This is a genomic window from Kribbella sp. NPDC104218 (genome assembly GCF_055584105.1).
Genome location: NZ_JBVJMQ010000002.1, coordinates 1,868,824 through 1,893,180 on the forward strand (window position 1 = coordinate 1,868,824; position 24,357 = coordinate 1,893,180).

Here is a 24,357-nt window from a genome sequence, read left to right on the forward strand (position 1 = left end):
CCCCCGCCTCCAGGTCAGTGCACTAACGCCATCCGATATTGACAGCTTTTCTTGTCTAATGGCAGGTTGAGCTCATGCTCGGATATGTGGAGGAACCGGAGCAGGTGCGGGTGGCGCTGTCGCCGATCCGGCGGCGGCTGCTGGAGTTGCTGCGGGAGCCGTCGTCAGCGACGCAGCTCGCGGCTGCGCTGGAGTTGCCGCGACAGCGGGTCAACTACCACCTACGCGAGCTGGAGAAGGCCGGCTTGCTCGAGCTGGTCGAGGAGCGGCAGCGCCGCGGTTTCACCGAGCGGATCCTGCGGGCCGCGACGCTGGTGGTCGATCCGGCAGTGGTGGGCCACGCCTTCACCGGCATCCAGGACCAGTACGCCGCCGAGCACCTCGTCGACGTCGCCGCCGGCACGGTTCGCGACGTCGCGCGAATGCAGAGCGCAGCGGGCGCCGAAGGGAAGCGGCTGCTGACCTTCACGCTCGAGGCCGAGGTCCGGTTCGGCGAACCGGGCGACGTCCACCGGTTCACCGACGCGCTGACCGAGGCGGTCCGGCAGACGATCGAGCAGTTCGACACCGCCGAGGGGCGGCCCTATCGCGTGATCGCCGGTGGTCACCCGGCGCCCCGACGTACCGAAGGAGCATCATGAGCGAGGAAACCCCGAAGATCGTCGTGACTGTCGCCGCGCCGGTGGACGCCGTCTGGGACGCGCTGCGCGACCGCAAGCAGATCCGGCACTGGCACGGCTGGGAGTACGAAGGCCCCCAAGGCGGCCTCGAGGAAGAGATCGACCTGATCTACTTCACCCAGTCGACCGAGGACGGCACGAAACTCACCCTGGGCAGCGGTGACGAGTTCGTCGTCGAGCCGGTCGAGGGCGGCAGCCGGATCACCCTGACCCGGGCCCCGCTCGGGGGCAATCCCGAATGGGACGCGTACTACGACGACGTCACCGAAGGCTGGATCACCTTCATGAACCAGCTCCGGTTCGCCGTCGAGCAACACCCCGGCGAGCCCCGGCGGACGCTCTTCTACTCGGGCGCCGGCGACGTCAATCCGATCACCGAGCTGGGCGTCCCCGCCGCCGAGCTGGACCTGCCGGGCGGGCAAGTCAACAGCGAGGTCCTCTACACCTCCGAGCACCAGGTCGGGGTCACAGTAGATGCCTGGGGCAACGGTCTGCTCGTACTCAGCCACATCCCGCCGGGGCCCGCCAAACCCGAAGGCGCTTCGATGGCGCTGCTCACCCTGTACGGCGACGTCGACCGCGACGAGCTCGACGCCGCCTGGCAGTCCTGGTGGAACGAGCGCTATGCCGAGCAGCTGGACCTGCCGGGCGCGTGACACAGCGGTGACGGTACGCAAACGTGCCACCACGCTCGGTCTGTACCTCGCCGGTTACCTGTGAGTACATGGGGTCGGCGGCCTGACGGTCGCCGACCTCCGGCAAGAGAGGTACCCCGGTGAAAATTCCGCCCCTCCGGCTCCCCGCCGTCCTCAGCCTCACTCTGATCGGGCTCTGCCTGGTCGCGACTCCCGCCCGCGCCGACGGTCCCGGCACCGGGACGCCGTACGTCGTCACCGTCGGCGACTCCTACATCTCGGGTGAGGCCGGCCGCTGGGCCGGCAGCTCGAACAACTCCGAGGCGCCCGCCGACGCGCTCGGCGCGCACGCCTACCACGACAACGCCGCCGGGACCGCCGAGGCGATCCCGAAATGCCACCGCAGCCGCTCGGCCGAAGCCTTCATCGGCGGCGGCGTCGGCGGGCTGAACCTGGCCTGCTCCGGCGCCCGCGCGACCACCAGCGCCGGCGACGAGTTCAAACCCGGTGTCGACTTCTACGACAACGGCGCCGGTCGCGTCGGCCAGGCGAAGGCCCTGCAGCAGTTCGCGACCACGCACAACGTGCGGCAGGTCGTCGTCTCGATCGGCGGCAACGACTTCAACTTCGCCGCCATCGTCACGCGATGCGTCCAGAACTTCCTGCTGTCGCCGTCCTGGGCGCCCGACTACTGCAGGGACGACTCGTCGGTCGTCAACAACTTCACCTCGGCCAACGTGACGACAGTCCGGGCCAAGATCGCGACGGCGTACCAGAACGTCCGCACCGCGATGCGGAACGCCGGGTACGCCGACAACGCCTGGACGCTCGTCGTCCAGACGTACCCCTCGCCGATCCCAGCCGGGAGCGGCTTCCGCTACGTCCAGACCGGCTACACGCGCCAGAGCGTCGGCGGTTGCGGCTTCTGGAACGCGGACGCCGACTGGGCCAACAGCTCGGCCCTCCTCACGATCAACAACACCGTCCGGGCCGCGATCGCCCAGTCCGGCCTCACGAACGCACGGCTGCTCGAACTGCAGTCCGCATTCAACGGCCGCCGGCTGTGCGAGAAGACCGTTGGCCTGTACGAAGAAGTCGGCCTGAACTCCTGGACGCAACCGACCGCCGTCGACAAGACCGAGTGGATCAACCAGATCCGCACCGTCACCACGATCGGCTCGAACTACTACATCCAGGAATCCCTGCACCCTAACTACTGGGCGCAACTGGCGCTGCGCTCCTGCGTCCGGCAGACCTACGTCCAGAACCGCGGCGGCACCTGCACGATCGCCGGCACCGGCCTGAGCAACGGCGAACCCCGTATGACACTTGGTTAATTACTGAACCCACTGGTCTCGGTACGGCGGCCACCTGCGCGAGGCCGCCGTCCTCCGTTAGTGTTGCGCATCTCAACAGGGCAGGGCCCCTGGACCGGGCGCGGGTAAGGCAGGCAGAATCGCGCCGACGGAGTTTGCTGCCGGGTGGGGTGTTGGTGGAAACGGAATACGCGCTGTCTCTCGGCACGCAGCACTGGCCCCTGCCCTCCACCGCCGCCGAAATCACCATCGGCCGCGCCTCCAACGCCGACGTGCGCCTCCCCGCCGACGACCAGATCTCCCGCATCCACGCCCGCCTGACCCGCTCAGGCGCCACCTGGACCCTCCACGACGCCTCCCGCAACGGCACCGGCCTCAACGGCCGCCGCCTAACCGCCCCCACCCCCCTCTCCCCCAACGACCAAATCCACATCGGCCGCTCAGTCCTAACCTTCACCCCCACCCCCACCGCAGCCGCAGGCACGCCGAACGCGGGCACGGCAGGCGCAGACACGCCGGGTGCAGGTACGTCGAACGCAGGCACGCCGGACACAGGCGCGTCGAACGCAGGTACACCGAACACAGGCACATCAGGCGTGGGTCCTTCGAGCGCGGGCGCAGGCACCGCAGCCGCCGCACTCGCCAGCCCAAGCACCCCCACCCCCACCCAACCCCCACCAGCCGCCCCCTCCCCCCAAGCGGAAACCCCCGACACGAGCATTCCGGGCACTCCGGGCACTCCGGGCACTCCGGCCAACGACACCCCCAACCAAGCCCCGCCCGCCACCCCCTCCCCTCGCTCCTATCCGGCCGCTGACTACCCGCCCCAGACAAACTCCCCGGCCGCCGCAACAAATCCAAGCACCAGAAACGCCCCACCCCCCGGCACACCAGACGGCCACGTGCCCGGCTGGGGCGCGGCGAGCGCCACCCCCGACCGGGCTACAGGCGCCGAGCAGGGAACACCGGCCCAGCCAGGTACAGCGGGCGAGCAGGGTACGGCGGCTGAGCGTGGCACGCCCGCCCAGCGGGACGCGTTGGGTGAGCAGGGCACGGCGACCGATCGCGGCACAGCGAGCGAGTACACGCCCGGGCGGGGCACGCCAGCCCAGCAGCGCGCGTTGGGCGAGCAGGGCACGCCAGCCGACCGGGGTACAGCAAGCGAGTACGCGACTGGGCGAGGCGCAGCGGCCGAGCAGGGCACGACGGCTGGGCAGGACACACCAGCCCAGCGAGGTGCAGCGGGCGAACGCGGCGCAGCAAGCGAGTACGCGCCCGGTCGAGGCGCAACAGGCGAGCGTGGGACGACGACTGGGCAGGGCACACCAGCCCAGCGAGGTACGGCGGATGAGCAAGGCACGCCAGCCGAGCGGGGTATCTCGGGTGACCAGGGCACGGCGGCCGAGCGCGGTACAGCGAACGAGTACACGGCTGGGCAGGGCGCGGCGGGCGAGCAGGGTACGGCGTCTGGGCGAGGTACGGCGGCCGAGCGGGGTACGGCGGGTGGGCACGTGGGTGGGCGGGGGTCGGGAGACAGGTATTCGCCGCGCCCGTACTCGGCCGCTGAGTACTCGGCCCGGGCGGAGTCCCCGGCCGGCGCGGCGGGCTCGGGGTATGAAACGACTCCGGGTGACCAGGACGACGACGTACCGGCAGACTCGCCCTTCGCGCCGACAGACGGACGGTCCGCCCAGCCCGACGGACCGGGCGCGGCCTGGCCCGGGTACCCCTCGGCGGACTACCTGGAGTCGGCCAGATCACCGTGGGCAGCCGGCACCGAGCGCCCCCAGATCACCCAGCCCGAGCCCCAGGTGGCCGACTGGAACATCCCCGACGACGACCACCGTACGCCGGAGCGCACCACCAAGGACCGCACCACCAAAGACCGCGCCCCGAAGGACCGCGAGCCAGCCGAACGACGTCCGAACAATCCCGAGGACACCGAGGTCGGCACGGTCCGGCTCCCCCGGGTGCTCGCGGTGGCCGGGGCGTTGCTCGTGCTCGGCCTCGTCGTCAACCTGATCGTCACGTTCGCCACCGACGGCCCGAACAGCCTGCTCCGCTGGCTCGTCGCGCCGACGATCGCCCTGATCACCGCGATGGTCGTCGCCCTCCTAGACGCCCTCAACCCCACCGACCGCGAGCCCGGCCGCCTCGACGTCTCGGTCGTCGTCGCGATCGCCGCCGTCCTGCTCGGCGTCGGCGTCGGCGGCTTCGCGATCACCGCCGGAGTCGAGTACACCGCCGGCTACCTCAGCGGCAACGAGTCCGGCGAGGACCGCCTGGTCAAACCCGTCAGCAAAACCGCCGCCGGTTTCACCTTCACGGTCAGCAACGTCACCTACACCAGCCACTTCACCCGCGTCGAGCTCGTCATCGTCAACAAGGGCAACGACACCGCCAAACTCCCCCTGGACACCGACGCCACCTTCACCAGCGCCGACGGCAACTCCGTCCGCGCCGACCCCGGCCGCAGCAACTGGCCCGGCAACTTCCCACCCGGCAGCACCCAGGAAACCACCATCGTCTTCAAAGGCCACCTCCCCAAAGGCCTCAAGACCGCCACCCTCACCCTCCGCCCCGGCGAAGCCCCGATCGCCCTCGGCGGCATCGCCCTCAGCAACTGACCGTCGCCAACGACATGTACTAGTCACCCCCGCGCCCCCACCGCACGCCTGACCCCCGCGTCAACCCGACACCACCTCATGTCCTTACCGACCCGGCCCCCGCACTAGCTTCCAGAAATTCGTTGCCCCGATCACCGTTCGCGCCCGGCCCCGGTCCACACGCACACACGAAGGCCGAGAGATAGGCCCCGAGCACCCAGCCGACCACGGCGTCCACCGCCGACCGACGGGCTCGGTTCTCAGCGGCGAAGTGGTCGGCGGCCCGGCCGTTCACCTGGCAGATCTCCTGACCCTGGCTGCTCGGTAGGTTCACGTCATGTCGCGCACAGTCGTTGCCAGTACAGCCATTTCGCTGATCGTTGCCTCGGTCACCGTTCTGTCGGCCTGCTCCAAGGTCCCGAACTTCGACCCGAACGCGCCGACGACGGTGACGCCGCAGCAGCCCGCGATCCGTCCGACCACGCAGGACCCGCGGCCGACCGCGCCCCCGGCGCCGGAGCCCGCGGTCGCGAAGGTCGGCGAGTCGATCCGGGTCCACGAGCTCGGCAACGTCAAGCTCTCCAGCTACGACCCGCCGAAGTGGGCCGCCGCGACCGTCACCCTGCGATCCTTCCGGATCTCCAAGACCGTCCCCGGCATCCCCGCCCACATCAAACCCGACCCCGGCAGGGTCTACGCCAGCGCCGACATCCGCACCCTGATCACCGCGGACCCCTTCACCCTCTGGAACGACCACTTCAAACTCGTCGCCCCCGACGGCACCGAGTACGACCAGGACGCCAACGGCGCCTATCTGCCCAACGACTACAACCCCGTCAGCGACTCCAAACCCATGACACACATCAAGCACCCCTTGCCACCCGGCAACGGCGTCCTCCTCTTCCAGATCCCGCCGACCCTCCCGCCCGGCACCAAACTCACCGCCGAGATCTGGAAGGACCAGCCCTTCAGCTGGCAGGTCGCCTGAAGACGACAAAAGGCCGGCCCCACGAGGGGGCCGGCCTAACTCCAAGGGGTGGAGGTGGCGGGAATCGAACCCGCGTCCTTCAGCGTCGCTCCAAGACTTCTCCGGGCGCAGTCTGTTAAGTCGTTTTCTCAGTCCCAGCGCTCATACAGACATGTCGCTGACAGACTCAGTCACTGTGAATGTCCCACACCAACCCCGTGACCGGGTTAGTGCAGCAAGCTCCCTAGCTGAGGCCAGGAACCGGGTCGGAAGCATCCCCGGGCTGACCGCTTCTTTAAGTGCTCAGGCCGTCAGGCGGCGAGAGCGAAGCTACTGCGCGACTTAGCGTTGGCAGTTATTGGTTTCCAGAGATCGTTTACGAGATAACCCTGGATCCTCGGCCCGCTTCTCTTGGAACTAACGTCCAAAGTCGAAACCGTTCACCCCCTGTTGAGTTGTCAAACTCCCACCCAGACCTCGGGTGGAAGATCCACACTATCAAGTCCAACAAGCCGGGCGCACCTGGGATTCCCCTACTTGATCAGGCGCAGGGTGAACGGGTAGCGGAAGTTCGAGCCGGCCGCGGTGGCGATCCCGCCGATGCCGGTGAGGATGAACCACATCAGGCCGAGGATCGGGAAGACGAAGCCGAGCCAGGAGCCGACGATGCCGGTCGCGATGCCCGCGGTCATGAACGCGAGCAGCGCCGTGAGCTGGAAGTTGAGCGCCTCGACGGCGTGCCGGCGGACGGCGGGGTTCTGCTTGCCGGCGGTCGCGACGACGATCGCGGGGCCGACGAAGAAGGTCGGGTACCCGAGCCAGTGCGCGACGGTGCCCATCCCCCGGCCGTCGCCGGTGTAGCGCTGGACGGGCGCCGGGCGGGCGAAGGCCGCCGGGACGTACGTCGGGACCGGACGCGCGACGACGCCGTCGAACGAGCCGTTCAGCTCGGCCCGCGTGCGCGCCTTCAGCGCCAGGTCGACCCGGGTGTCGAACTCCATGTGGTCGATGCGCCCGTCGGCGTACATCTCTTTCAGGATCTCGACGGCCCGATCCCGTTGTTCCGGCGTCACCAGCAGCTCTGAAGTGGACATGTACCCACTGTCGCCGCCGGACGCCGTCCACCCCATCGGGTGCGCCCCGGAAGCACCCCTGAGCGGACCCGGAAGCGCGGCCTTGACTTCAAGCGCTTGAAGTTTGTCAGGCTGATGACATGTTCACCATTCAGGACGTATCCCGCCGGTCCGGGCTGAGCGAGCCGACCGTCCGGTACTACGAACAGGTCGGGCTGATCGGCCCGATCCGGCGTGACGAGAGCAGCGGCCACCGCCGGTACGACGACGCCGACCTGCACACCCTGGAGTCGCTGGCGTGCCTGCGGGCGACCGGGGTCGGTATCGAGGACATGCGCACCTACCAGGCCAACCGCGCCCGAGGCCGCGCAGCCGCGGCGGAGCAGCGCGAGCTGCTGCTGCGGCACGCCGAGCGGATCGAGGCCGAGATCGCCGCCCAGCACGTGCGCCTGGAGTACCTCCGCCAGAAGGCGGCGCTCTGGGACGCCCGGGACCGCGGGGACGCCGCCGCGGAGGCGGCCGTCACCGAGCGCGTCCTGGAGGTCATCACCCGATTGGAGCCAGTCACATGAGTCCCACCCTGGTCACCGGCGGATCCGGTTACCTGAGCACCCACGTCATCGCGGCGCTGCTGCGCGCGGGCCACGAGGTCCGCGCGACCGTCCGCTCGCTGGATCGCGAACCCGAGCTCCGCGCCGCCGTACGCCGAGGCGACGCCGATGACTCAGGTCTCGAACTCGTCGTCGCCGATCTCTCCGCGGACGACGGCTGGGACGTCGCGGTCAAGGGCGTCGAGGAGGTCCATCACGTCGCCTCCCCGATCCCGATCGTCGCCCCGGACGACCCCGAGGAACTGATCCGCCCGGCCCGCGACGGCGCCCTCCGCGTACTCCGGGCCGCGCGCGACGCCGACGTCCGCCGCGTCGTCCTCACCTCGTCCTTCGCCGCCGTCGGCTACACCCCGAAACCCGGCGCCGAGTACACCGAGGACGACTGGACAGGCCCGGACACCCCAGGCCTCGCCGCGTACCCCCGCTCCAAGACCCTCGCCGAACGCGCCGCCTGGGACTTCATGCGGGACGCCGACACCGAACTCGTCGTCGTGAACCCCACCGGCATCTTCGGCCCGACCCTGACCACCAAGCTCGGCTCCTCCGCCCAGCTCATCAAACTCATGCTCGACGGCGGTATGCCCGTCGCTCCCCGGGTCCGCTTCGGCATCGTCGACGTCCGCGACGTCGCCGACCTCCACCTCCGCGCCATGGCCGCACCCCAAGCCGCCGGCAACCGCTACCTAGCCGTCTCCAACGACCCCGCCACCAGCTTCCTCGAGGTCGCCACCCTCCTCCGAACCCACCTAGGCACCACCAACCCACCCACCCAAGAGGCCCCCGGCAACGACATCCCCCGCCCCACCATCCACAACACCCAAGCCCGCACCCACCTCAACTGGACCCCACGCCCCGCCACCCAAACCATCCTCGACACCGCCCACAGCCTCCGCGAACTCGGCCTACTCGAAGCGCGCTGAGGGGTGGACCGCCACCACTCACCAACACTGCAGAGATGCGAGTCGGCACGCTCAGCGGAAGCCGGAAAGTGGGCTCCGGAGGGAGTTGGTGAGTGCGGGGCGTCCGGCTAGTCGCGGTGGCGGGTGCGGTCGGAGAGGGCTCGCTGGGCTTCGCGGGAGGCTTGGCGTTCGGCGAGGGCGTGGCGTTTGTCGTAGTCCTTCTTGCCGCGGCCGGTGGCGAGCTCGACCTTGGCGTAGCCGTCTTTGAAGTAGAGGGACAGGGGGATGAGGGAGACGCCCTGTTGCTCGACGGCTTTGATGAGTTTCTGGACTTCTTCTTTGTGGAGCAGCAGTTTGCGGGTACGGCGGGGCTCGTGGTTGGTCCAGGTGCCGTGTTTGTACTCGGGGATGTGCATACCCTGCAGCCACAGCTCGCTGCCGCGGACGGCGGCGAAGGCGTCGACGAGGGAGGCCCGGCCCTGCCGCAGGGACTTCACCTCGGTCCCGGTCAGCACCAGCCCGGCCTCCACGACATCATCGATGTGGTAGTCGTGTCGCGCCTTGCGGTTCTGCGCGATCGGCTTGCTCTGGCCGGTCTGTTTCACCATCCGACCAGTATCTCAGACGCGCTACAGCCACTTCATCGGATTAACGACGCGCCCGTCCTGGTAGACCATGAAGTGCAGGTGGCACCCGGTCGAGTAGCCGGTGGTGCCGACGTACCCGATGATCTCGCCGCGGGTGACGCGTTCGCCGACGCGCGCCTTGTAGCGGGACAGGTGGTTGTAGACGCTGGTGACGGAGTGCCCGTCGATCACGCCGTGTGAGATGAAGATCCGGTTGCCGTACCCGCCGTTGTAGTAGCGGTCGGTGACGCGCCCGCTGGCGGCGGCGCGGATCGGCGTACCGCAGCCGGCGCCGAAGTCGGTGCCGTCGTGCAGCTTCCAGTAGTGCAGGATCGGGTGGAACCGCATCCCGAACGGCGAGGTGATGTAGGTGTCGACCGGCCGGCTGAGCCGCCCGCCGTCGTCCGGATCGTCCGGGACCTGGCGCGGCGGCCGGCCCTCGCGGCGGGCCTTGTCGCGCTCGGCCTTCTCCCGGGCAGCCTTACGGCGCTCGGCGGCGGCCTTCTCGGCGCGGGCGCGCGCGATCAGGATCTGCTCGACCCGGTTGCGCTCGGCAAGTAACGCGTTGTACTGCGCCTGCTCGGAGTTCTTCTCCCGCTCGGCGCGCTTGTACAGCGTCAGCTTCTCGACCCGGATCGCGTCCGCCTCGGCCTTGTCGGCCGCGACCTGCTTGGTCAGCTCGGTGACCTGCTTGACCGTCTTGGCGGACTCCGCGCGCGCGGCGGCGGCCGCCTTCTCCGCGGCGGCGACCTTGACCCGCTTGCTGGCGAGCTGCGCCTGGGCGTTGTTCAGGTTGGTCAGCGCGTTGCTCTGGATGCCGAACACGTTCCGCTGCACCTGGATGCCGGTGGCAACATCCGCCGGCGAGGCGCCGCGGAGAGCGATACTCAGCCCGACCAGGCTGTTCTGCTGCTGGTACGCCGATCGCACCGCACGGCCCGCGAGCGCACGCCGCTCCGCGATCTGCCGTTCGCCCTCCTCGACGTCCGCGACCGCACCCCGCAGGGCCTGTTCAGCGGCGGCGAGCTTGCTCGCGGCAACCAGGTCGGCGGCCTTCGCAGCGGCGAGTCGGCCCTGCGCGGCGGCGTACCGGACCTGGACGACCTCGAACTTGGCCTGCGCTTTGGTGTAGGAGGCAACGGATTTCCCGAGCTGGTCGGACGCTTCCGCGAGCTCGGTCTTGGACTTGCCGAGATCGGCGTCCAGTTGCTTCTTCTTGGCGGCTGGATCCGGCGGATCCGCCTGGGCAGCGGGAACCGCCGCCAGGACTCCGGCGGACAGGGACAGGACAAGGCAGCATGCGGCAACGACCGGCTGCCGCCCCTGCGGTCTCGTGCGGGAACGCGGGTGCGGAGTGGCCGGGTTGTCGGTGCTGTCGTCTCGCTTGATGCTCCCCCGCTCACGCGGGTTCGCACCGGGGAAGTGCGGGACCACAGGTCGACCCCTTGCGTCTTGAGTTGGGTTCGTGCGGAGAGACTTCTACTGCACGATAAGTCACCCAGCTCAGACTTTGAGGTATTTCCGGGTCGTCAGGAATGTCGGGACGACGGCGAGCACCAGGCCGACGACCACCATGATGAGCGTGGCGCGGAAGGTTTCGGTCGCGCCGACCCACTCCCAGACCCGGAACGTCTCCTGGGCGCGCCGCATCACGACGAAGTACACCCCGAGCCAAAGGGTGCCGCAGGCAAAGGCCGCCCCGATCAGCGCCGCCAGCACCGCTTCGAGCAGGAACGGTAGCTGGATGTAGAAGTTCGAGGCGCCCACCAGGCGCATGATGCCTATCTCTCGTCTTCGGGCGTACGCCGCCAGCCGGATCGTGTTCGAGATCTGCATCAGCGCCGCGATCAACAGCAGCGCCGCGGCGATATAGGCGCCGAATTGAAGGCCTTCGAGGGCTTTGAACAACGGATCGAGGTATTGCCGGAGGTCCTGGACGGTATCCACCCCGGGTAAGCCGGCGACCGCGCTGACCAGGTTCTGGTAGCGCTGCGGATCTCGGAGTTTGACCCGGAACGACTCCTGCATCTGGTCCTCGGTGACCGTCGAGACGATCGGCGAGTCCTTGTACAGCTTCTTGAACTGGGTGAACGCTTCCTTCTTCGACTCGCCGAAGACGCCGTCCGGCGCGGTGTCCGGGTTCGACTCGATCACCTGGCGGATCCGGTTCTTCTGCTCCTGCGTCACCTCGGCGCCCGAGCAGCCGCGGCCACCGGAGTCCTTGGTGCACATGAAGACCGAGATCTGGATCTTGTCGTACCAGTTGCCCTTCATCAGCTCGACCTGCTCGCGCGCCAGCAGCGCGCTGCCGAACAGCGACAGCGAGACCCAGATCGTGACGACGACCGCGATCGTCATCGACAGGTTCCGCTTCAGGCCGATCCCGAGGTCGGAGAGGATGTAGTTCAAACGCATTGTTCAGTCAGTCCCTGTACTCGGCAGCGGTCAGTGCTGGTAGCCGTAGACGCCGCGCGACTCGTCGCGGACGACATGACCGTTCTCCAGCTCGATCACGCGCTTGCGCATCTGGTTGACGATCGACACGTCGTGGGTGGCCATCACCACGGTCGTCCCGGTCCGGTTGATCCGGTCGAGCAGTTTCATGATGCCCTCGGACGTCGCCGGGTCCAGGTTTCCGGTCGGCTCGTCGGCGATCAGGATCATCGGCCGGTTCACGAACGCACGAGCGATCGCGACCCGCTGCTGCTCACCGCCGGACAGCTCGTCCGGCAGGCGGTCCTGTTTACCCTCCAGGCCGACCAGCTCCAGCACCTCGGGCACCGTCTTGCGGATGTGCGACCGCGGCTTGCCGATCACCTGCAGCGCGAACGCCACGTTCTCAGCGACCGTCTTGTTCGGCAGCAGCCGGAAGTCCTGGAACACGGTGCCGATCTGGCGGCGCATCTGCGGGATCCGCCAGCTGGCGAGCCGGTTCAGATCCTTGCCGGCCACCATGATGTGGCCCTTGGACGTCCGGTGCTCACGCAGCACCAGCCGCAGGAACGTCGACTTGCCGGACCCGGAGGTGCCGACCAGAAAGACGAACTCGCCTTTCTCGATCTCGACGTTGATGTTCAGCAGAGCGGCCTTGGACTGGCCCTCGTACGTCTTGGAAACATTCTCGAAGCGGATCACGGGTTCATCCGGCCGTGGTCGGGAACAGGGAGCGACGCAGCGGTAACCACGAGGTGCACCGTACGCCACCGAAGCGGCCGCGCTAAGCCTAGCCCGCTCCCGGCGCGCCGCCGACCACCCACTCCCACGCGTCCGCTAACCGGGAATCGTGCTCAGGGTGTCAGGCGTCGGAGAGGCGGGCGATGGTGGCGGAGGCGCGGCGGACGATCGGGACGGGGCCGGCCGGGAGGACGTCGCCGATGAAGGTGTAGTGCTTGAGGATCTCGGGGTCGACATCGCCGGGGCGGTGCCGGCTGTGATCGCGGACCCAGTCGATGATGTCGCCCCAGCCGGGGGCGGCGAGGGAGCCGCCGAAGTGCTGGACAGAGAGGCCGGCGCAGAGGTTGCCGAAGGCGAGGCGATGAGCCAGCGGCCAGCCGCGCAGAGTGCCCAGGACGAGCGAGGCGAGGAAGACGTCGCCGGCGCCGGTGGGGTCGTAGGAGTTCACGGGCAGGGCCGGGATGTGCTCTTCCTCGCCGGTGGTCGAATCGATGGCCAGGACGCCGTCCGCGCCGTTGGTCACCACCGCGAGCGGGACGCGGCCGGCGAGTTTGTGCAGGGCGGCCTTCGGGGTGTCGGTCCGGGTGTAGGCCATCGCCTCGGAGGCGTTCGGGGTGAAGGCGTGGAAGCCGTCCAGGACGTCGAGGACGGCGGGCGACCATTCGTCGGTCGGATCCCAGCCGACGTCGCCGAACAGCAGCGCGCCGGACTGCTTGGCCTCCAGCGTCCAGTCGGGCAGCTCGTCGGCGACGGGCACGATCGCGGAGCGGGTGTTCAGCCCCGGGCCGACCAGTTTGCTCGGGTTGCCGGGGGCCTCGTGGGCGTGGGTGACCATCGCCCGGTCCCGGTCGATCGACATCGAGACGGTGACCGGGGAGTGCCAGTGGCCGATCCGGCGCGAGTGCGAGAGGTCGACGCCCTCCTGGTCGGCCAGGGTCCGCCAGCAGAAGTCGGCGTACACGTCGTCGCCGAAGACCGCGGCGAGCCCGCTCTTCAGACCGAGCCGGCTGGCCGCGATGGCGAAGTTCGCGACGCCGCCGGGGCACGAGCCCATCCCCTCGGCGAAGATCTCGGTCCCGGTCGTCGGCGCGGTCTCGAGCCCGGTGAGCACGATGTCGAGGAACACGGTCCCCTGCACGAATACGTCGTACGCCTCGTCGTTCACGGTGACCTCGCTCCTTGTCATGCTGACTCGCGGGGGCGCGCGAACCTGTCGGTGCCGGATGGAATGCTCCTACGTAACATCATCGACCGGTCAACGGCGCGCAGCGGTGAGGAAACGTGATGGTTTGTGAGGTGTCGGCATGATTCCGGTCTGGATCTCGGTGGTCGGCGTGGTGATGACCGTGCTGAGCCCGCTGCTCGCGCTCGGCGGCGTCATCCTGGGCGCCTACCTGACGCGGAAGTCCGATCGCGAGCTCGACACCTGGCGGCATCGCGAGGAGACGATGCGGATGGTCCGCTGGGCCGTCGAGCAGATCCTCGAGGGTGACGAAGCGGGGACGGACGCCGGCGTCGTCACACTCCGCTCACTGATGCGGTCGGAGCTGTTACAACCGGAGGACTACGACCTGGTCGCCGCGCTGACCGCCGCCGTGGCGATCGACCGGGTCGGCGCGGCCGCGTACGCTGAGATTGCGGATGCCGAGATCGAGGTCGTCGAAGGAGACGGTGATGGCTGAGAAGAAGACCGTGAAGGTCTCCCGCCAGGCGGTGGAGCTGGCCCGCCTCCACGTCGAGGCGGCCCGGCGCGCGGGCCGCAAACCGGACGCCGCCGTCGCCCGGATCGCGGGCGCCCGCCCGGCCGCCGACAGCGGGCCGGCCGTCGCACCAGCCTGACCTGTGGAAAACTCCGTCGCCCGGCCCCTGAAAAGCAATAGTCTCTTGGTGGTCAGGTGTTGGCAGGGTGTGACGGAGGCGCGAGATGACGGGATTCAGTCGGCGGCAGGTTCTGACGGTGGGCGGCGGGCTGGCCGCGCTGGCCGTGGCCGGGTGCGGCTCCAACACGGGGCGTCCGTCCGGGGGCGACGGCGGAGGTAAGGCGACGCTCTCGCAGTGGTACCACCAGTACGGCGAAGCCGGGACGCAGCAGGCCGTCGAGCGCTACGCCAAGGAGTACCCCGACGCGACCGTCACGATCGACTGGTCGCCGGGTGACTACGACAAGAAGGTCTCGACGACCCTGCTCACCGACCAGGGTCCGGATGTCTTCGAGTACGGCAACGGCCCGACGATCGACATGATCAAGGGCGGCCAGGTGGTCGACCTGAGCGACCTGCCGGGTGCGGCGAAGGAAGACTTCACGCCGTCGCTGATCGCTCGAATGTCCTACCAGGACAAGCTGTACGCGATCCCGCAGGTCACCGACATGCAGCTGCTCGTCTACCGCAAGAGCCTGCTGAGCGCGGCCGGTCTGCAGCCGCCGCAGACCTTCGACGAGCTGTTCGACGCGGCGAAGAAGCTGACCACCGACAAGGTCAAGGGCCTGTTCGTCGGGAACGACGGCGGCGTCGGCGTCCTCGGCGGTCCGGCCCTGTGGTCCGCCGGGCTGGACTACCTGACCGACGACGGGAAGTTCGGGTTCGACGACCCGCTGGCCGCGGAGGCGTTGAAGAAGCTGCGCGAGCTGTTCACGTCGAAGACGCTGCTGCTCGGCGCCCCGACCGACTGGTCCGACCCGGCCGCGTTCACCCAGGGCCTGACGGCGATGCAGTTCACCGGCCTGTGGACGCTGCCCGCGATCGAGAAGGCCTTCAAGGACGACTTCGGCGTCCTCCCCTGGCCCAAGCTGAACGCGACCACCGGCGCCCCGAGCGTCCCGGTCGGCGCCTACGGCGCGTGTGTCAACGCCAAGTCGAAGAACGTCGACGCCGCGAAGAAGTTCGTCAAGTGGCTCTGGGTCGATCAGACCGACAAACAGCTCGACTTCGCCCAGGCGTACGGCTTCCACATCCCGGCCCGCAAGAGCCTGGCCGCGCAGGCCGAGAAGCTGAAATCCGGTGTGGGTGCCGACGCGGTGAAGTTCGTCAACGAGAACGGGCACGCCCAGACGCCCGTCCTCTGGTCCCCCAAGTCGGGCACCGCCTACACCGACGCCCTCAACCGCATCATCCGCAGCGGCTCCGACCCGGCGACCGAGATCAAGGCGGTCAAATCCGTCGTCGAGGCCGAGTTGAAACGCATCGCCGGCTGATGGAGCTCCAGCCCCTCACCGCCGACGACCACGAGCTGATCGAGTTGGCTCGGCGTACCGTCGACGAGAACACCGACGGCCCCGACGGTATCCACACGATGGGCGCCGCGGTCCGCGGCGCCGACGGCCGCACATACACCGGTATCAACCTCTACCACTTCACCGGCGGCCCCTGCGCCGAGCTCGTCGCCCTCGGCCACGCCCGCGCCGCCGGCGCCCGCGAACTCACCACCATAGTCGCCGTAGGCAACGAAAACCGCGGTATCTTCGCCCCCTGCGGCCGCGACCGCCAGATCCTCGCCGACTACCACCCCACCATCCGAGTCATCCTCCCAACCCCCGAAGGCGGCGCCACCGCCCTCATCACCGACCTCCTCCCCGCCGCCTTCCACTGGAGCCCCTGAGCTCAGTCAACCTTCCAGCGACGGTCCCTTGCGTGCCGGGACGGCGGACGCGGTTCGTTCGTGGGGGTGGGAGCGGCTGGGGTTCGTTCGTGAGGTGGGAACGGCTGGGGTTCGTTCGTGAGGTGGGAACGGCTGGGGTTCGTTCGTGAGGTGGGAACGGCTGGGGTTCGAGCGATCGACCGGCTGTCGAGTGATGGTCGGGTTGGTTGCGGCGGGGAGGTGGTACGGCCGATGAGATTGCCTACGTCGTGCGGAAGGTGGGGATGATGGTTTTGCCGTAGGTGGTGAGGGTTTGGTCTTTGGCGTCGTGTTGGAGGTAGAGGGCGAACTGGTCGACGCCGAGGGATTTGAGTTCTTCGAGGCGGGCCAGGTGGTTCTCGACGGGGCCGAGGAGGCAGAAGCGGTCCACTACCTCGTCGGGGACGAAGTCGGTGTGGGTGTTGCCGGCGCGGCCGTGCTGGGCGTAGTCGTAGCCTTTGCGGCCTTCGATGTAGTCGGTGAGGGCTTTGGGGACGCCGCCGCCGGTGGCGCCGTAGCGGGCGACGATGTCGGCGACGTGGTTGCCGACCATGCCGCCGAACCAGCGGGTCTGGTCGCGCTGGTGGGCGAGGTCGTCGCCGACGTACGCCGGGGCCGCGACGCAGAAGGTGATCGCGTCCGGGTCGCGGCCGGCTTCTTCGGCGGAGCGGCGGACGGCGGCGATCATCCAGGCGGCGATGTCGGGGTCGGCCAGCTGGAGGATGTACCCGTCGCCGACCTGGCCGGTCGCGGCGAGCGCCTTCGGGCCGTACGCCGCCACCCAGATCTCGAGCGCGCCGTCGTCGACCCAGGCGAACTTCAGCTCCCGGCCGCGATACGTCACGGTCTCGCCGCGGGCCAGCGAGCGGATCACCTCGACGCTCTGCTTCATCTCCTCGACCGTGCCCGGCTGAGCGCCGAGCGTCCGCAGCGCGGAGTCGCCACGGCCCATCCCGCAGACGGTCCGGTTCCCGAACATCTCGTTCAGCGTGGCGAACTGGGACGCGATCACGGTCCAGTCCCGCGTACCGGGGTTCGTCACCATCGGGCCGACGATCACCCGGCGAGTACTCGCGAGGATCTGGCTGTAGATGACGAACGGCTCCTGCCAGAGCAGATGCGAGTCGAACGTCCACACGTAGTCGAACCCGGCGTCCTCCGCCTTGACCGCCAGCTCCACGACCGCGGACGCCGGCGGATCACACTGGAACACCACTCCGAAGTCCACAGCAGCCCCCTAGACCAGGTACGACGACAAGCCGCGTTGCAGGTACCGGCCGCGGCCCTTGCGGCCATGGTAGTTGCCGTCAGCCACGATCACCTCGCCACGGGAGAGCACCGTGCCCACGCGGCCCTGGATCTCGACCCCTTCGTACGCCGAGTAGTCCATGTTCATGTGGTGCGTCTCGACGCCGATCCGGGTGCGGCCGTTCGGGTCGTAGACGACCAGGTCGGCGTCCGAGCCGGGGGCGATGATGCCCTTCTGCGGATAGAGCCCGAACATCCGCGCCGGGGTGGTCGCGATCGTCTCCACCCAGCGCTCCAGCGACAGCTGTCCGTCGACGACGCCTTGGTAGATCAGGTCGACGCGATGCTCGACGCCGCCGATCCCGTTCGGGATCTTGGAGAAGTCGCCGAGCCCGAGCTCCTTCTGGTCCTTCATGCAGAACGGGCAGTGGTCGGTCGAGACAATCGCGAGATCGTTGCTGCGCAACCCTTTCCACAGGTCCTTCGCATGTGACTCGTGCTTACTGCGCAACGGCGTACTGCAGACCCATTTCGCGCCTTCGAAACCAGGCGCACCGAGCTGGTCCTCCAGCGTCAGGTACAGGTACTGCGGGCAGGTCTCGGCGAAGACGTTCCGCCCGGCGTCCCGCGCCTCGGCGACCGCGCGCAGAGCGCCGCTCGCCGACAGGTGGACGATGTAGAGCGGGCAGTCGCGCGCGACGTCGGCGAGCGCGATCGCGCGGCTGGTCGCCTCGGTCTCCAGCGCGGCCGGCCGGGTGATGCCGTGGTAGATCGGGTCCGTCTCGCCGCGGGCCAGCGCCTGCTGGACGAGGACGTCGATCGCGATCCCGTTCTCGGCGTGCATCATGATCATCGCGCCGTTCTCCCGCGCGGTCTGCATCGCGCGCAGGATCTGCCCGTCGTCGGAGTAGAACACCCCGGGATAGGCCATGAACAGCTTGAAACTGGTGATCCCCTCGCCCACCAGCTGGTCCATCGCCTTCAGCGACTCGTCGTCGACGCCGCCGAGGATCATGTGGAAGGCGTAGTCGACATGGCAGTTGCCCTCGGCCTTGGCATGCCAGGCCGCGAGCCCGTCCTGGACGACCTCACCGGTCTTCTGGACGGCGAAGTCGATGATGGTCGTCGTCCCGCCGTACGCCGCCGCCCGGGTGCCGGTGTCGAACGTGTCGCTGGCGGCCGTCCCGCCGAAGGGCAGCTCCATATGGGTGTGGGCGTCGATCCCGCCCGGGATCACGTACTTGCCGGCGGCATCGATGATCTCGTCCGGCGTGATCGCGCCGCTGAACGCCGGATCGAGCAGCGCGACGATCTTCTCGCCCTGCACCAGCACGTCCGCGAGCTGCGTCCCGGTCGGCCCGACGACCGTCCCGCCCTTGACCAGTAACGTCATGTCCGCTCCCCCCTACGGCTTGGTCAGGTCCCCGTAGGCGTCCGGCCGGCGATCACGATAGAACTGCCACCGATCGCGCACGGTGTCGAGCAGGCCCAGATCCAGGTCCCGGACGATCAGCTCGGGGTCGTGGTCGTGCCCGACCTCGCCGACGAACTTGCCCTCCGGGTCGACGAAGTACGACGTACCGTAGAAGTCGTTGTCCCCGTAGTCGGACTCGATCCCGACCCGGTTGATCGCACCGATGAAGTACTCGTTCGCGACCGCCGAGGCCGGCTGCTCCAGCTGCCACAGGTACGCCGACAGCCCGCGACTGGTCGCCGACGGGTTGAACACGATCTTCGCCCCGGCCAGGCCGAGCGCCCGCCACCCCTCCGGGAAGTGCCGGTCGTAACAGATGTAGACGCCGATCCGGCCGACCGCGGTGTCGAAGACCGGATACCCCAGGTTGCCCGGGCGGAAGTAGAACTTCTCCCAGAACCCCTTCACCTGCGGGATGTGGTTCTTCCGGTACTTCCCCAGGTACTTGCCGTCGGCATCGATCACCGCCGCCGTGTTGTACAGCACCCCCGGCTGCTCCTGCTCGTACATCGGCAGCACCATCACCAGCCCGAGCTCCGCCGCCAGTGCCTGGAACCGCTCCGTCGTCGGCCCCGGCACCGCCTCGGCGTACTCGTAGAACTTCGGATCCTGCAGCTGGCAGAAGTACGGCCCGTAGAACAGCTCCTGGAAGCAGATCACCTTCGCCCCCGCCGCGGCCGCCTGCCGCGCGTACTCCTCATGCGCCTTGATCATCGACTCCTTGTCACCAGTCCAAGAAGTCTGCACCAACGCCGCCCGCACAACCTCCGCCACCAGAGCCTCCCGAAGTCGACAGGCACTCATCCTCCATCCGCACCCCAACAGAGTCAACGGATGTCAGAGGGTGCGGGGCTCCAGGGGGACGACGCGGCCGCCCACGGTGGCTCGGGTCGGGGGGAGGTGGGTGGTGTGGAGGTGGGAGCCGGTGCCTTGAGTGATGTGCAGCGAGCGGGCGAGGGCGGCGGTCAGTTGCGTGGCGGCGGAGCCGGTGGCCTCGTCTTCGGCGACACCCATGGCGGGGGCGACCAGACGATGCCCAAGGGGTTGCCGAAGGCGCCGTCGGGGTCGGTGAAGACCCGGACGACGTCGATGGGGAGCTTCGAGGTCAGAGGACCGCGATCAGGACGACGACGAGCACGAGGACGGCTGCGGCGCCGACGATCGCGAAGAGGCGGCCGTTGGACTTCGGCTGCGCCGCGGTCTCGCCTTCGCTGACGAAGGCGCGGAACATCTGGGTGTTCGCTCCCGGGTCCTGCTCGTTCTCGGGGAGGTTCTGGTCTGCCATGGCCCCTGACCCTACCTGCCGGGCGGACGCCCAGCGCTCATCAATCGCCATTCCGCGCGCGCGTCGAGCGTGCGGAGCCAGGAGCCGGGCGATTGTGATGCACTGGCGGTCCGTGTACCGTTTGGTACATGAGGTTCGAGGCGAGCGTGACGGCGCAGGCGCCGGCGGAGCGGGTGTGGCGGGTGTTCAGCGACGTCGAGCGGTGGGCGGAGTGGACGCCGACGGTGACGTCGGTCGAGCGGCTGGACGACGGGCCGTTGCGGGTCGGGGCCCGGGCGCGGATTCGGCAGCCGAAGCTGCCGGTCGCGGTCTGGGAGGTGACCGAGCTGGACGCCGGGAGCTACTTCGCGTGGGTCTCCACGGGCCCGGGGACCCGGACGACCGGCGAACACCGCGTGGTCGCGACCGCGGAGGGGACCGTGATCACGGCGGCGGTCACTCAGGAGGGCCCGCTGGGTTGGGTCTTCGGGAAGCTGTACGCCGGGCTGACGCGGCGTTATGTGACCACCGAGGTCGAGCAGCTGAAGGCGGTCGTCGAAGGGTGAGCCGCGAGACGCTGCTGAGCGACGCGGTCGAGCATTTCGCGAAGCACGGGATCGGCGATGCCAGTCTGCGCGCGATCGCGGCCGGGATCGGCACCAGCCATCGGATGCTGATCTATCACTTCAACTCTCGCGAGGGGTTGCTGGCCGAGGTCGTCCGGGCGGTCGAGCAGCAGCAGCGTGAGTTGCTCGCGGAGCTGGCGGCGTCCGAGCTGCCGATCGCGGAGCAGTCGGCGCAGTTCTGGCGGCGGGTCACCGAGGCCACCTTGATCTACGGGCCGCTGTTCTTCGAGGTCACGGCGTACGCGATGCGCGGCGCCAAGGCGCCGGACCTCGTGCACGTGTGGCTGCCGCCGCTGGTCGAGCTGTGTGTCCGGGCGGGGATCGACCCGGCCGAGGCCCCGGCGTACGCGCGGCTCGGGCTCGCAGCGGCCCGTGGGTTACTGCACGATCTGCTGCTCACCGGCGATCGCGAGCAGGTCGACGAGGCGTCCCGCCTGCTCGACCGGTTGTTCAGGCTCCCTCGGTAGGCGCGTCGATCCAGCCGGCGACGACAGGCAGTCGCGACTCCCGCTGGACGGCGGTGAACGCGAACGGCCGATCGAGGACGACGTCCAGCCGGCGTTCGTGCTGGGTGATCATCGCGGCCCGAGTCATCGCCATCGCCGTCACGGCGGCGGCCTCGAACCCGGTCGCGAAGAAGCGCGCCAGCACCTCCTGTTTGGCCTGCCCGATCGCGAGCGGGGTCGGGCTGATCGCGCTGAAGTGGCCGCGCTCGCCCGGGTTGGTCGTCACGGTCGTCAGGCCGAACAGCTCGCGCCGCTCCAGTAGGTCGTGCGACGCCTCAACCCGGAACGACGGCAGCGACAACCGGACGTCGGGCCGGGGCGCCGTCGTCCGGCCGATCTGGACGCCGGGCGCGACCTTGCCCTCACGCAGGATCAACTGGCTACCCGGTACGCCGTCGTCCGGTCGAGCGGCCGCGTCGAGGAGCGCATCAAGGGAGCCGACGCCGAGGAGGACGTCGACATCGGCATCGCCGCGGACGGTGATCACGGTGACGTCGTCGTACCGGCGGACGGAGTCGAGGTCGGGGTCGGCGCGTTCGAGCCAGTGCCAGGAGCCGGCCCAGGCGCCGGAGGGGATGCGTTTGATCTGCTCGGTGAACGGGCGGACCCACGTCGTCCGCAGCGAGAGCGCCGAGGCGAGCACGAGCATCACGTCAGGATCGACGTCGACCGGCATCTCGCGGATCAGGTCTGCGGTGTGCTCGGCGGCCCACGCGTCCAGCTTCGGCTTGTCGACCGCCGGATCGCCGGTCAGCATCCCGACCAGCGGTGCCGGCAGCACCGCGTCAAAGGACTCGGCCAGCTTCAGCCGCTCGCTGACCCACACCCCCAGCGCGGCATGCAGATCGGACGCCGTGTCGATCGCACCGATCAACGCGGTCGCTGCCTGGGCTCCATCCTCCGCGCGAACCCCCGCCGCCGCAGCCAGCTCGGCGCGCCCCGGCTCGTCCGCCGCCGTGGCCAGCATCGCCAGCAACGGCCACAACCCCAGCCCCGACACGACGGTGTTGCCCTCCGGCAGGCTCCCCGCCCACCGCCGGGTCAGCTCGTTCACGGCCTTCACCACGTCCGCATCCATACCCTCCACACTGCCACGCCCGACCACAGACTTTGCCCGGCACGACGGCCTGGGAGGGCTGATCCGGAAGGGAAACCTTCGGCCGCGAGAGATGGCTGAGACGACGACTATTTGGCGGGATGACGGTGGTTTTCATTTCATTGACGCGGTCAGTACTCGTCCGGGTGCGTTGCGTTGTGTCAGGATTCCGCCCATGAGTGCGCCTGTGGGGGTCGCCGAAAAGGCCGAGAAGACGCCGAAAGAGCCGCTTGGCTCCTCGATCGCGTTCACGTTGACGTTGGTGTTGCTGGTGGGACTGGCGTTGTTCGGACGCCGGATCTTCGCCGGAGCGTTCACCGACGAGACGATCCGGACGTGGGCGACCATGTTCGTCGGCGTGACCGTCCAGGCGCTGCCGTTCCTGGTGCTGGGGGTGTTGCTGTCGGCGGCGCTGACGGCGTTCGTCCCGGCGTCCTTCTTCGCGAAGGCGCTGCCGAAGCACCCGGCGCTCGCGGTGCCGGTGGCCAGCGCGTCCGGGGTGATCCTGCCCGGGTGCGAGTGCGCGTCGGTGCCGGTGTCGGCCGCGTTGATGGCCCGCGGCGTGACGCCGGCGGCGGCGATCGCGTTCCTGCTGTCGGCGCCGGCGATCAACCCGGTCGTCCTCGCGTCGACCGCGGTCGCCTTCCCGGGCCAGCCGAAGGTCGTGGTCGCGCGGGCGGTCGCCTCGATGGCGATCTCGATGATCATCGGCTGGCTGTGGCTGATGACCGGCAAGGGCGGCTCGTGGATGCGGATCCCGAAGAACCGGCATGCCGAGGGCACCGGCAAACTCGAGGTGTTCCGCTCGTCGATGCTGCACGACTTCCTGCACGCCGGCGGTTTCCTGGTGGTCGGCGCCGCCGCGGCCGCCACGCTGAACGTGATCGTCCCGCGGGCCTGGCTCGACCACGTCGCCAGTAACCTGCTGCTGTCGGTGCTGGTGCTCGGCCTGCTCGCCGTCCTGCTGGCGATCTGCTCGGAGGCGGACGCGTTCGTCGCCGCCAGCCTGTCGCAGTTCTCGATGACCGCCCGGCTGGCCTTCATGGTCGTCGGCCCGATCGTCGACGTGAAGCTGATCGCCCTGCAGGCCGGGACGTTCGGTCCGAAGTTCGCAATCCGGTTCGCGCCCGCCACGTTCGTCATCGCGATCTTGGTCAGTCTCGGAGTGGGGTGGTGGTTGCTGTGAAGCGCAATGTCGCCGGTCTCGTGATCGTGTTCGTCGGCGCCGCGGTGGTTCAGCTCGCGGTCTCGAACACCTACCTGCGGTACGTCAAACCCGGGATGCGCTGGATGCTGCTGGCCGCCGGCATCATCCTGATCGCGCTCGCGGTCGCCGACGTCCTCGCGGACACCCGGAAGAAGAATCCCGAGGACGAACACGACCATGCTCTGGCCGACGACGGCCACGGTCACCACGGCCTGCCCCGCGCGGCCTGGCTGCTGCTGATCCCGATCTTCGCGCTGCTCGTCGTCGACCCGCCCGCCCTCGGCGCGGCCGCCGCGGAGCGCCAGTCGCCGGTCGCCTCGAAACCGATCCAGCCGAAGAGCAACTCCTGGCTGGCCGACAACCCGTCCGGCGGCCCGGTCCAGCTCCCCGTCCGCGACTACTCCGTCTGGGCGGTCTGGGAGAAGGAGAGCATGAAGGGCCGCTCCTTCGAGCTGTCCGGTTTCGTCACCCCCGGCAAGAACGGCAGCTGGTACGTCACCCGGATGGGCCTGAACTGCTGTGTCGCCGACGCGACGGCGTTCATGGTCGAGGCTCGCGGCCAGACCACCGCGCCGGCCAAGAACCAGTGGGTCAAGGTCACCGGCGAGTGGGCCGAGCCGACCAAGCGCGCGGACGGCGACGTCGCCGCCCTCACCGTGACGTCGGTCAGCCCGATCCCCACGCCCGCCAACCAGTACGAGTAGCCCTCACACAACCGGACGCCGCGCCGTTCC

27 protein-coding genes, 1 other RNA gene and 1 pseudogene are annotated in these 24,357 nt (G+C 69.0%); 16 read left to right on the forward strand and 13 right to left on the reverse strand.

The genetic code is table 11. The features are described 5' to 3' along the window. Positions 1 to 74 precede the first annotated feature (74 nt). The 6 genes and pseudogenes from ACZ6ZD_RS24635 (at position 75) to ACZ6ZD_RS24660 (ending at position 6,225) form a co-directional block, all read left to right on the forward strand. Complete coding sequence (locus ACZ6ZD_RS24635; protein ID WP_465675890.1) at positions 75 to 641, forward strand: helix-turn-helix domain-containing protein; 567 nt, start codon at positions 75 to 77, stop codon at positions 639 to 641. Continuing rightward, positions 638 to 1,336 carry an SRPBCC family protein gene (locus tag ACZ6ZD_RS24640; protein WP_465675892.1) on the forward strand — a complete coding sequence of 233 codons (699 nt, stop codon included), beginning with the start codon at positions 638 to 640 and terminating at the stop codon, positions 1,334 to 1,336. Before ACZ6ZD_RS24635 ends, ACZ6ZD_RS24640 begins: the two co-directional genes overlap by 4 nt. A gap of 119 nt (positions 1,337 to 1,455) precedes the next feature. Continuing rightward, positions 1,456 to 2,652, forward strand: a complete 1,197-nt coding sequence (locus ACZ6ZD_RS24645; protein WP_465675894.1) for an SGNH/GDSL hydrolase family protein — start codon at positions 1,456 to 1,458, stop codon at positions 2,650 to 2,652. 155 nt (positions 2,653 to 2,807) lie between these two features. Next, positions 2,808 to 3,080 (forward strand): annotated as a pseudogene (locus ACZ6ZD_RS24650) (FHA domain-containing protein); the annotation flags it as partial. 1,062 nt (positions 3,081 to 4,142) lie between these two features. Beyond that, positions 4,143 to 5,258, forward strand: coding sequence for a hypothetical protein (locus ACZ6ZD_RS24655; RefSeq protein WP_465676107.1), 1,116 nt, complete (start codon positions 4,143 to 4,145; stop codon positions 5,256 to 5,258). Between the two features lie 316 nt (positions 5,259 to 5,574). Then, positions 5,575 to 6,225, forward strand: a complete 651-nt coding sequence (locus ACZ6ZD_RS24660; RefSeq protein WP_465675896.1) for a hypothetical protein — start codon at positions 5,575 to 5,577, stop codon at positions 6,223 to 6,225. 46 nt (positions 6,226 to 6,271) lie between these two features. Here ACZ6ZD_RS24660 and ssrA read toward each other — a convergent pair. Further along, positions 6,272 to 6,652, reverse strand: a transfer-messenger RNA (tmRNA) gene (gene ssrA, locus ACZ6ZD_RS24665). An 85-nt stretch (positions 6,653 to 6,737) separates the two neighbouring features. Then, a complete protein-coding gene (locus ACZ6ZD_RS24670) occupies positions 6,738 to 7,298 on the reverse strand; it encodes a magnetosome magnetite crystal formation protein family (RefSeq protein ID WP_465675898.1) in 561 nt (186 codons plus the stop codon). A gap of 119 nt (positions 7,299 to 7,417) precedes the next feature. Here ACZ6ZD_RS24670 and ACZ6ZD_RS24675 point away from each other — a divergent pair, with 119 nt between their 5' ends. After that, complete coding sequence (locus ACZ6ZD_RS24675) at positions 7,418 to 7,849, forward strand: MerR family transcriptional regulator (RefSeq protein WP_465675900.1); 432 nt, start codon at positions 7,418 to 7,420, stop codon at positions 7,847 to 7,849. After that, on the forward strand, positions 7,846 to 8,808 hold the full coding sequence (locus ACZ6ZD_RS24680; protein WP_465675902.1) for an SDR family oxidoreductase: 963 nt from the start codon (positions 7,846 to 7,848) through the stop codon (positions 8,806 to 8,808). The genes ACZ6ZD_RS24675 and ACZ6ZD_RS24680 overlap by 4 nt, the downstream gene beginning before the upstream one ends. 107 nt (positions 8,809 to 8,915) lie before the next feature. On the opposite strand, the gene smpB is transcribed toward ACZ6ZD_RS24680, so the two are convergent. The 5 genes from smpB to ACZ6ZD_RS24705 form a co-directional block, all read right to left on the reverse strand. After that, positions 8,916 to 9,395: an SsrA-binding protein SmpB gene (gene smpB / locus ACZ6ZD_RS24685; protein ID WP_465675904.1), complete on the reverse strand. Its 480-nt coding sequence runs from the start codon at positions 9,393 to 9,395 to the stop codon at positions 8,916 to 8,918. 21 nt (positions 9,396 to 9,416) lie between these two features. Then, positions 9,417 to 10,847: a peptidoglycan DD-metalloendopeptidase family protein gene (locus ACZ6ZD_RS24690; protein WP_465675906.1), complete on the reverse strand. Its 1,431-nt coding sequence runs from the start codon at positions 10,845 to 10,847 to the stop codon at positions 9,417 to 9,419. Positions 10,848 to 10,916: 69 nt separating this feature from the next. Continuing rightward, positions 10,917 to 11,828: a permease-like cell division protein FtsX gene (ftsX, locus tag ACZ6ZD_RS24695; RefSeq protein ID WP_465675908.1), complete on the reverse strand. Its 912-nt coding sequence runs from the start codon at positions 11,826 to 11,828 to the stop codon at positions 10,917 to 10,919. Positions 11,829 to 11,858: 30 nt separating this feature from the next. Next, complete coding sequence (gene ftsE, locus ACZ6ZD_RS24700; RefSeq protein ID WP_465675910.1) at positions 11,859 to 12,548, reverse strand: cell division ATP-binding protein FtsE; 690 nt, start codon at positions 12,546 to 12,548, stop codon at positions 11,859 to 11,861. Positions 12,549 to 12,708: 160 nt separating this feature from the next. Beyond that, on the reverse strand, positions 12,709 to 13,773 hold the full coding sequence (locus ACZ6ZD_RS24705; RefSeq protein WP_465675912.1) for a carbohydrate kinase family protein: 1,065 nt from the start codon (positions 13,771 to 13,773) through the stop codon (positions 12,709 to 12,711). Positions 13,774 to 13,891: 118 nt separating this feature from the next. Here ACZ6ZD_RS24705 and ACZ6ZD_RS24710 point away from each other — a divergent pair, with 118 nt between their 5' ends. The 4 genes from ACZ6ZD_RS24710 to ACZ6ZD_RS24725 all read left to right on the forward strand — a co-directional run bounded on the left by ACZ6ZD_RS24710 (position 13,892) and on the right by ACZ6ZD_RS24725 (position 16,184). After that, positions 13,892 to 14,269, forward strand: a complete 378-nt coding sequence (locus ACZ6ZD_RS24710; RefSeq protein ID WP_465675914.1) for a hypothetical protein — start codon at positions 13,892 to 13,894, stop codon at positions 14,267 to 14,269. Then, the gene (locus ACZ6ZD_RS24715) at positions 14,262 to 14,426 is read left to right on the forward strand and encodes a hypothetical protein (protein WP_465675916.1); all 165 of its coding nucleotides are present in this window, start codon (positions 14,262 to 14,264) and stop codon (positions 14,424 to 14,426) included. The genes ACZ6ZD_RS24710 and ACZ6ZD_RS24715 overlap by 8 nt, the downstream gene beginning before the upstream one ends. A gap of 85 nt (positions 14,427 to 14,511) precedes the next feature. After that, the gene (locus tag ACZ6ZD_RS24720) at positions 14,512 to 15,780 is read left to right on the forward strand and encodes an ABC transporter substrate-binding protein (RefSeq protein ID WP_465675918.1); all 1,269 of its coding nucleotides are present in this window, start codon (positions 14,512 to 14,514) and stop codon (positions 15,778 to 15,780) included. After that, positions 15,780 to 16,184, forward strand: a complete 405-nt coding sequence (locus ACZ6ZD_RS24725) for a cytidine deaminase family protein (RefSeq protein ID WP_465675920.1) — start codon at positions 15,780 to 15,782, stop codon at positions 16,182 to 16,184. The genes ACZ6ZD_RS24720 and ACZ6ZD_RS24725 overlap by 1 nt, the downstream gene beginning before the upstream one ends. A gap of 241 nt (positions 16,185 to 16,425) precedes the next feature. Here the strand turns inward: ACZ6ZD_RS24725 and ACZ6ZD_RS24730 are convergent, their stop codons facing one another. The 5 genes from ACZ6ZD_RS24730 to ACZ6ZD_RS24750 form a co-directional block, all read right to left on the reverse strand. Then, positions 16,426 to 17,430 carry a TIGR03842 family LLM class F420-dependent oxidoreductase gene (locus tag ACZ6ZD_RS24730; protein ID WP_465675922.1) on the reverse strand — a complete coding sequence of 335 codons (1,005 nt, stop codon included), beginning with the start codon at positions 17,428 to 17,430 and terminating at the stop codon, positions 16,426 to 16,428. 9 nt (positions 17,431 to 17,439) lie between these two features. After that, positions 17,440 to 18,843 (reverse strand): dihydropyrimidinase, encoded by a 1,404-nt coding sequence (hydA, locus tag ACZ6ZD_RS24735; RefSeq protein WP_465675924.1) that lies wholly within the window; start codon positions 18,841 to 18,843, stop codon positions 17,440 to 17,442. Between the two features lie 12 nt (positions 18,844 to 18,855). Then, a complete protein-coding gene (locus ACZ6ZD_RS24740; RefSeq protein ID WP_171672098.1) occupies positions 18,856 to 19,698 on the reverse strand; it encodes a nitrilase-related carbon-nitrogen hydrolase in 843 nt (280 codons plus the stop codon). Positions 19,699 to 19,761: 63 nt separating this feature from the next. Further along, positions 19,762 to 19,938 carry a hypothetical protein gene (locus tag ACZ6ZD_RS24745; RefSeq protein ID WP_465675926.1) on the reverse strand — a complete coding sequence of 59 codons (177 nt, stop codon included), beginning with the start codon at positions 19,936 to 19,938 and terminating at the stop codon, positions 19,762 to 19,764. Between the two features lie 91 nt (positions 19,939 to 20,029). Beyond that, complete coding sequence (locus ACZ6ZD_RS24750; RefSeq protein WP_465675928.1) at positions 20,030 to 20,209, reverse strand: hypothetical protein; 180 nt, start codon at positions 20,207 to 20,209, stop codon at positions 20,030 to 20,032. Between the two features lie 128 nt (positions 20,210 to 20,337). Between ACZ6ZD_RS24750 and ACZ6ZD_RS24755 the strand changes: the two genes are divergently transcribed. Next, positions 20,338 to 20,754 carry an SRPBCC family protein gene (locus ACZ6ZD_RS24755; protein WP_465675930.1) on the forward strand — a complete coding sequence of 139 codons (417 nt, stop codon included), beginning with the start codon at positions 20,338 to 20,340 and terminating at the stop codon, positions 20,752 to 20,754. Beyond that, positions 20,751 to 21,281 (forward strand): TetR family transcriptional regulator, encoded by a 531-nt coding sequence (locus ACZ6ZD_RS24760; protein ID WP_465675932.1) that lies wholly within the window; start codon positions 20,751 to 20,753, stop codon positions 21,279 to 21,281. Before ACZ6ZD_RS24755 ends, ACZ6ZD_RS24760 begins: the two co-directional genes overlap by 4 nt. Here ACZ6ZD_RS24760 and ACZ6ZD_RS24765 read toward each other — a convergent pair. Then, the gene (locus ACZ6ZD_RS24765) at positions 21,265 to 22,398 is read right to left on the reverse strand and encodes a serpin family protein (protein WP_465675934.1); all 1,134 of its coding nucleotides are present in this window, start codon (positions 22,396 to 22,398) and stop codon (positions 21,265 to 21,267) included. The genes ACZ6ZD_RS24760 and ACZ6ZD_RS24765 overlap by 17 nt on opposite strands. 193 nt (positions 22,399 to 22,591) lie before the next feature. Here ACZ6ZD_RS24765 and ACZ6ZD_RS24770 point away from each other — a divergent pair, with 193 nt between their 5' ends. Then, positions 22,592 to 23,602, forward strand: coding sequence for a permease (locus tag ACZ6ZD_RS24770; RefSeq protein ID WP_465675936.1), 1,011 nt, complete (start codon positions 22,592 to 22,594; stop codon positions 23,600 to 23,602). Further along, positions 23,599 to 24,327, forward strand: a complete 729-nt coding sequence (locus ACZ6ZD_RS24775; RefSeq protein WP_465675938.1) for a TIGR03943 family putative permease subunit — start codon at positions 23,599 to 23,601, stop codon at positions 24,325 to 24,327. The genes ACZ6ZD_RS24770 and ACZ6ZD_RS24775 overlap by 4 nt, the downstream gene beginning before the upstream one ends. The last annotated feature ends 30 nt before the right edge of the window (positions 24,328 to 24,357 follow it).

What these genes read in the sequence shown, in the direction of transcription:
- ACZ6ZD_RS24710 (WP_465675914.1), top strand. Translation starts at nt 13,892, where the DNA reads ATGATTCCGGTCTGGATCTCGGTGGTCGGCGTGGTGATGACCGTGCTG.
- hydA (WP_465675924.1), bottom strand. Translation starts at nt 18,843, where the DNA reads ATGACGTTACTGGTCAAGGGCGGGACGGTCGTCGGGCCGACCGGGACG.
- ACZ6ZD_RS24720 (WP_465675918.1), top strand. Translation starts at nt 14,512, where the DNA reads ATGACGGGATTCAGTCGGCGGCAGGTTCTGACGGTGGGCGGCGGGCTG.
- smpB (WP_465675904.1), bottom strand. Translation starts at nt 9,395, where the DNA reads ATGGTGAAACAGACCGGCCAGAGCAAGCCGATCGCGCAGAACCGCAAG.
- ACZ6ZD_RS24635 (WP_465675890.1), top strand. Translation starts at nt 75, where the DNA reads ATGCTCGGATATGTGGAGGAACCGGAGCAGGTGCGGGTGGCGCTGTCG.
- ACZ6ZD_RS24725 (WP_465675920.1), top strand. Translation starts at nt 15,780, where the DNA reads ATGGAGCTCCAGCCCCTCACCGCCGACGACCACGAGCTGATCGAGTTG.
- ACZ6ZD_RS24750 (WP_465675928.1), bottom strand. Translation starts at nt 20,209, where the DNA reads ATGGCAGACCAGAACCTCCCCGAGAACGAGCAGGACCCGGGAGCGAAC.
- ACZ6ZD_RS24755 (WP_465675930.1), top strand. Translation starts at nt 20,338, where the DNA reads ATGAGGTTCGAGGCGAGCGTGACGGCGCAGGCGCCGGCGGAGCGGGTG.
- ACZ6ZD_RS24640 (WP_465675892.1), top strand. Translation starts at nt 638, where the DNA reads ATGAGCGAGGAAACCCCGAAGATCGTCGTGACTGTCGCCGCGCCGGTG.
- ACZ6ZD_RS24675 (WP_465675900.1), top strand. Translation starts at nt 7,418, where the DNA reads ATGTTCACCATTCAGGACGTATCCCGCCGGTCCGGGCTGAGCGAGCCG.
- ACZ6ZD_RS24715 (WP_465675916.1), top strand. Translation starts at nt 14,262, where the DNA reads ATGGCTGAGAAGAAGACCGTGAAGGTCTCCCGCCAGGCGGTGGAGCTG.
- ACZ6ZD_RS24745 (WP_465675926.1), bottom strand. Translation starts at nt 19,938, where the DNA reads ATGGGTGTCGCCGAAGACGAGGCCACCGGCTCCGCCGCCACGCAACTG.
- ftsX (WP_465675908.1), bottom strand. Translation starts at nt 11,828, where the DNA reads ATGCGTTTGAACTACATCCTCTCCGACCTCGGGATCGGCCTGAAGCGG.
- ACZ6ZD_RS24680 (WP_465675902.1), top strand. Translation starts at nt 7,846, where the DNA reads ATGAGTCCCACCCTGGTCACCGGCGGATCCGGTTACCTGAGCACCCAC.
- ACZ6ZD_RS24670 (WP_465675898.1), bottom strand. Translation starts at nt 7,298, where the DNA reads ATGTCCACTTCAGAGCTGCTGGTGACGCCGGAACAACGGGATCGGGCC.
- ACZ6ZD_RS24660 (WP_465675896.1), top strand. Translation starts at nt 5,575, where the DNA reads ATGTCGCGCACAGTCGTTGCCAGTACAGCCATTTCGCTGATCGTTGCC.
- ACZ6ZD_RS24765 (WP_465675934.1), bottom strand. Translation starts at nt 22,398, where the DNA reads ATGGATGCGGACGTGGTGAAGGCCGTGAACGAGCTGACCCGGCGGTGG.
- ACZ6ZD_RS24770 (WP_465675936.1), top strand. Translation starts at nt 22,592, where the DNA reads ATGAGTGCGCCTGTGGGGGTCGCCGAAAAGGCCGAGAAGACGCCGAAA.
- ACZ6ZD_RS24705 (WP_465675912.1), bottom strand. Translation starts at nt 13,773, where the DNA reads ATGACAAGGAGCGAGGTCACCGTGAACGACGAGGCGTACGACGTATTC.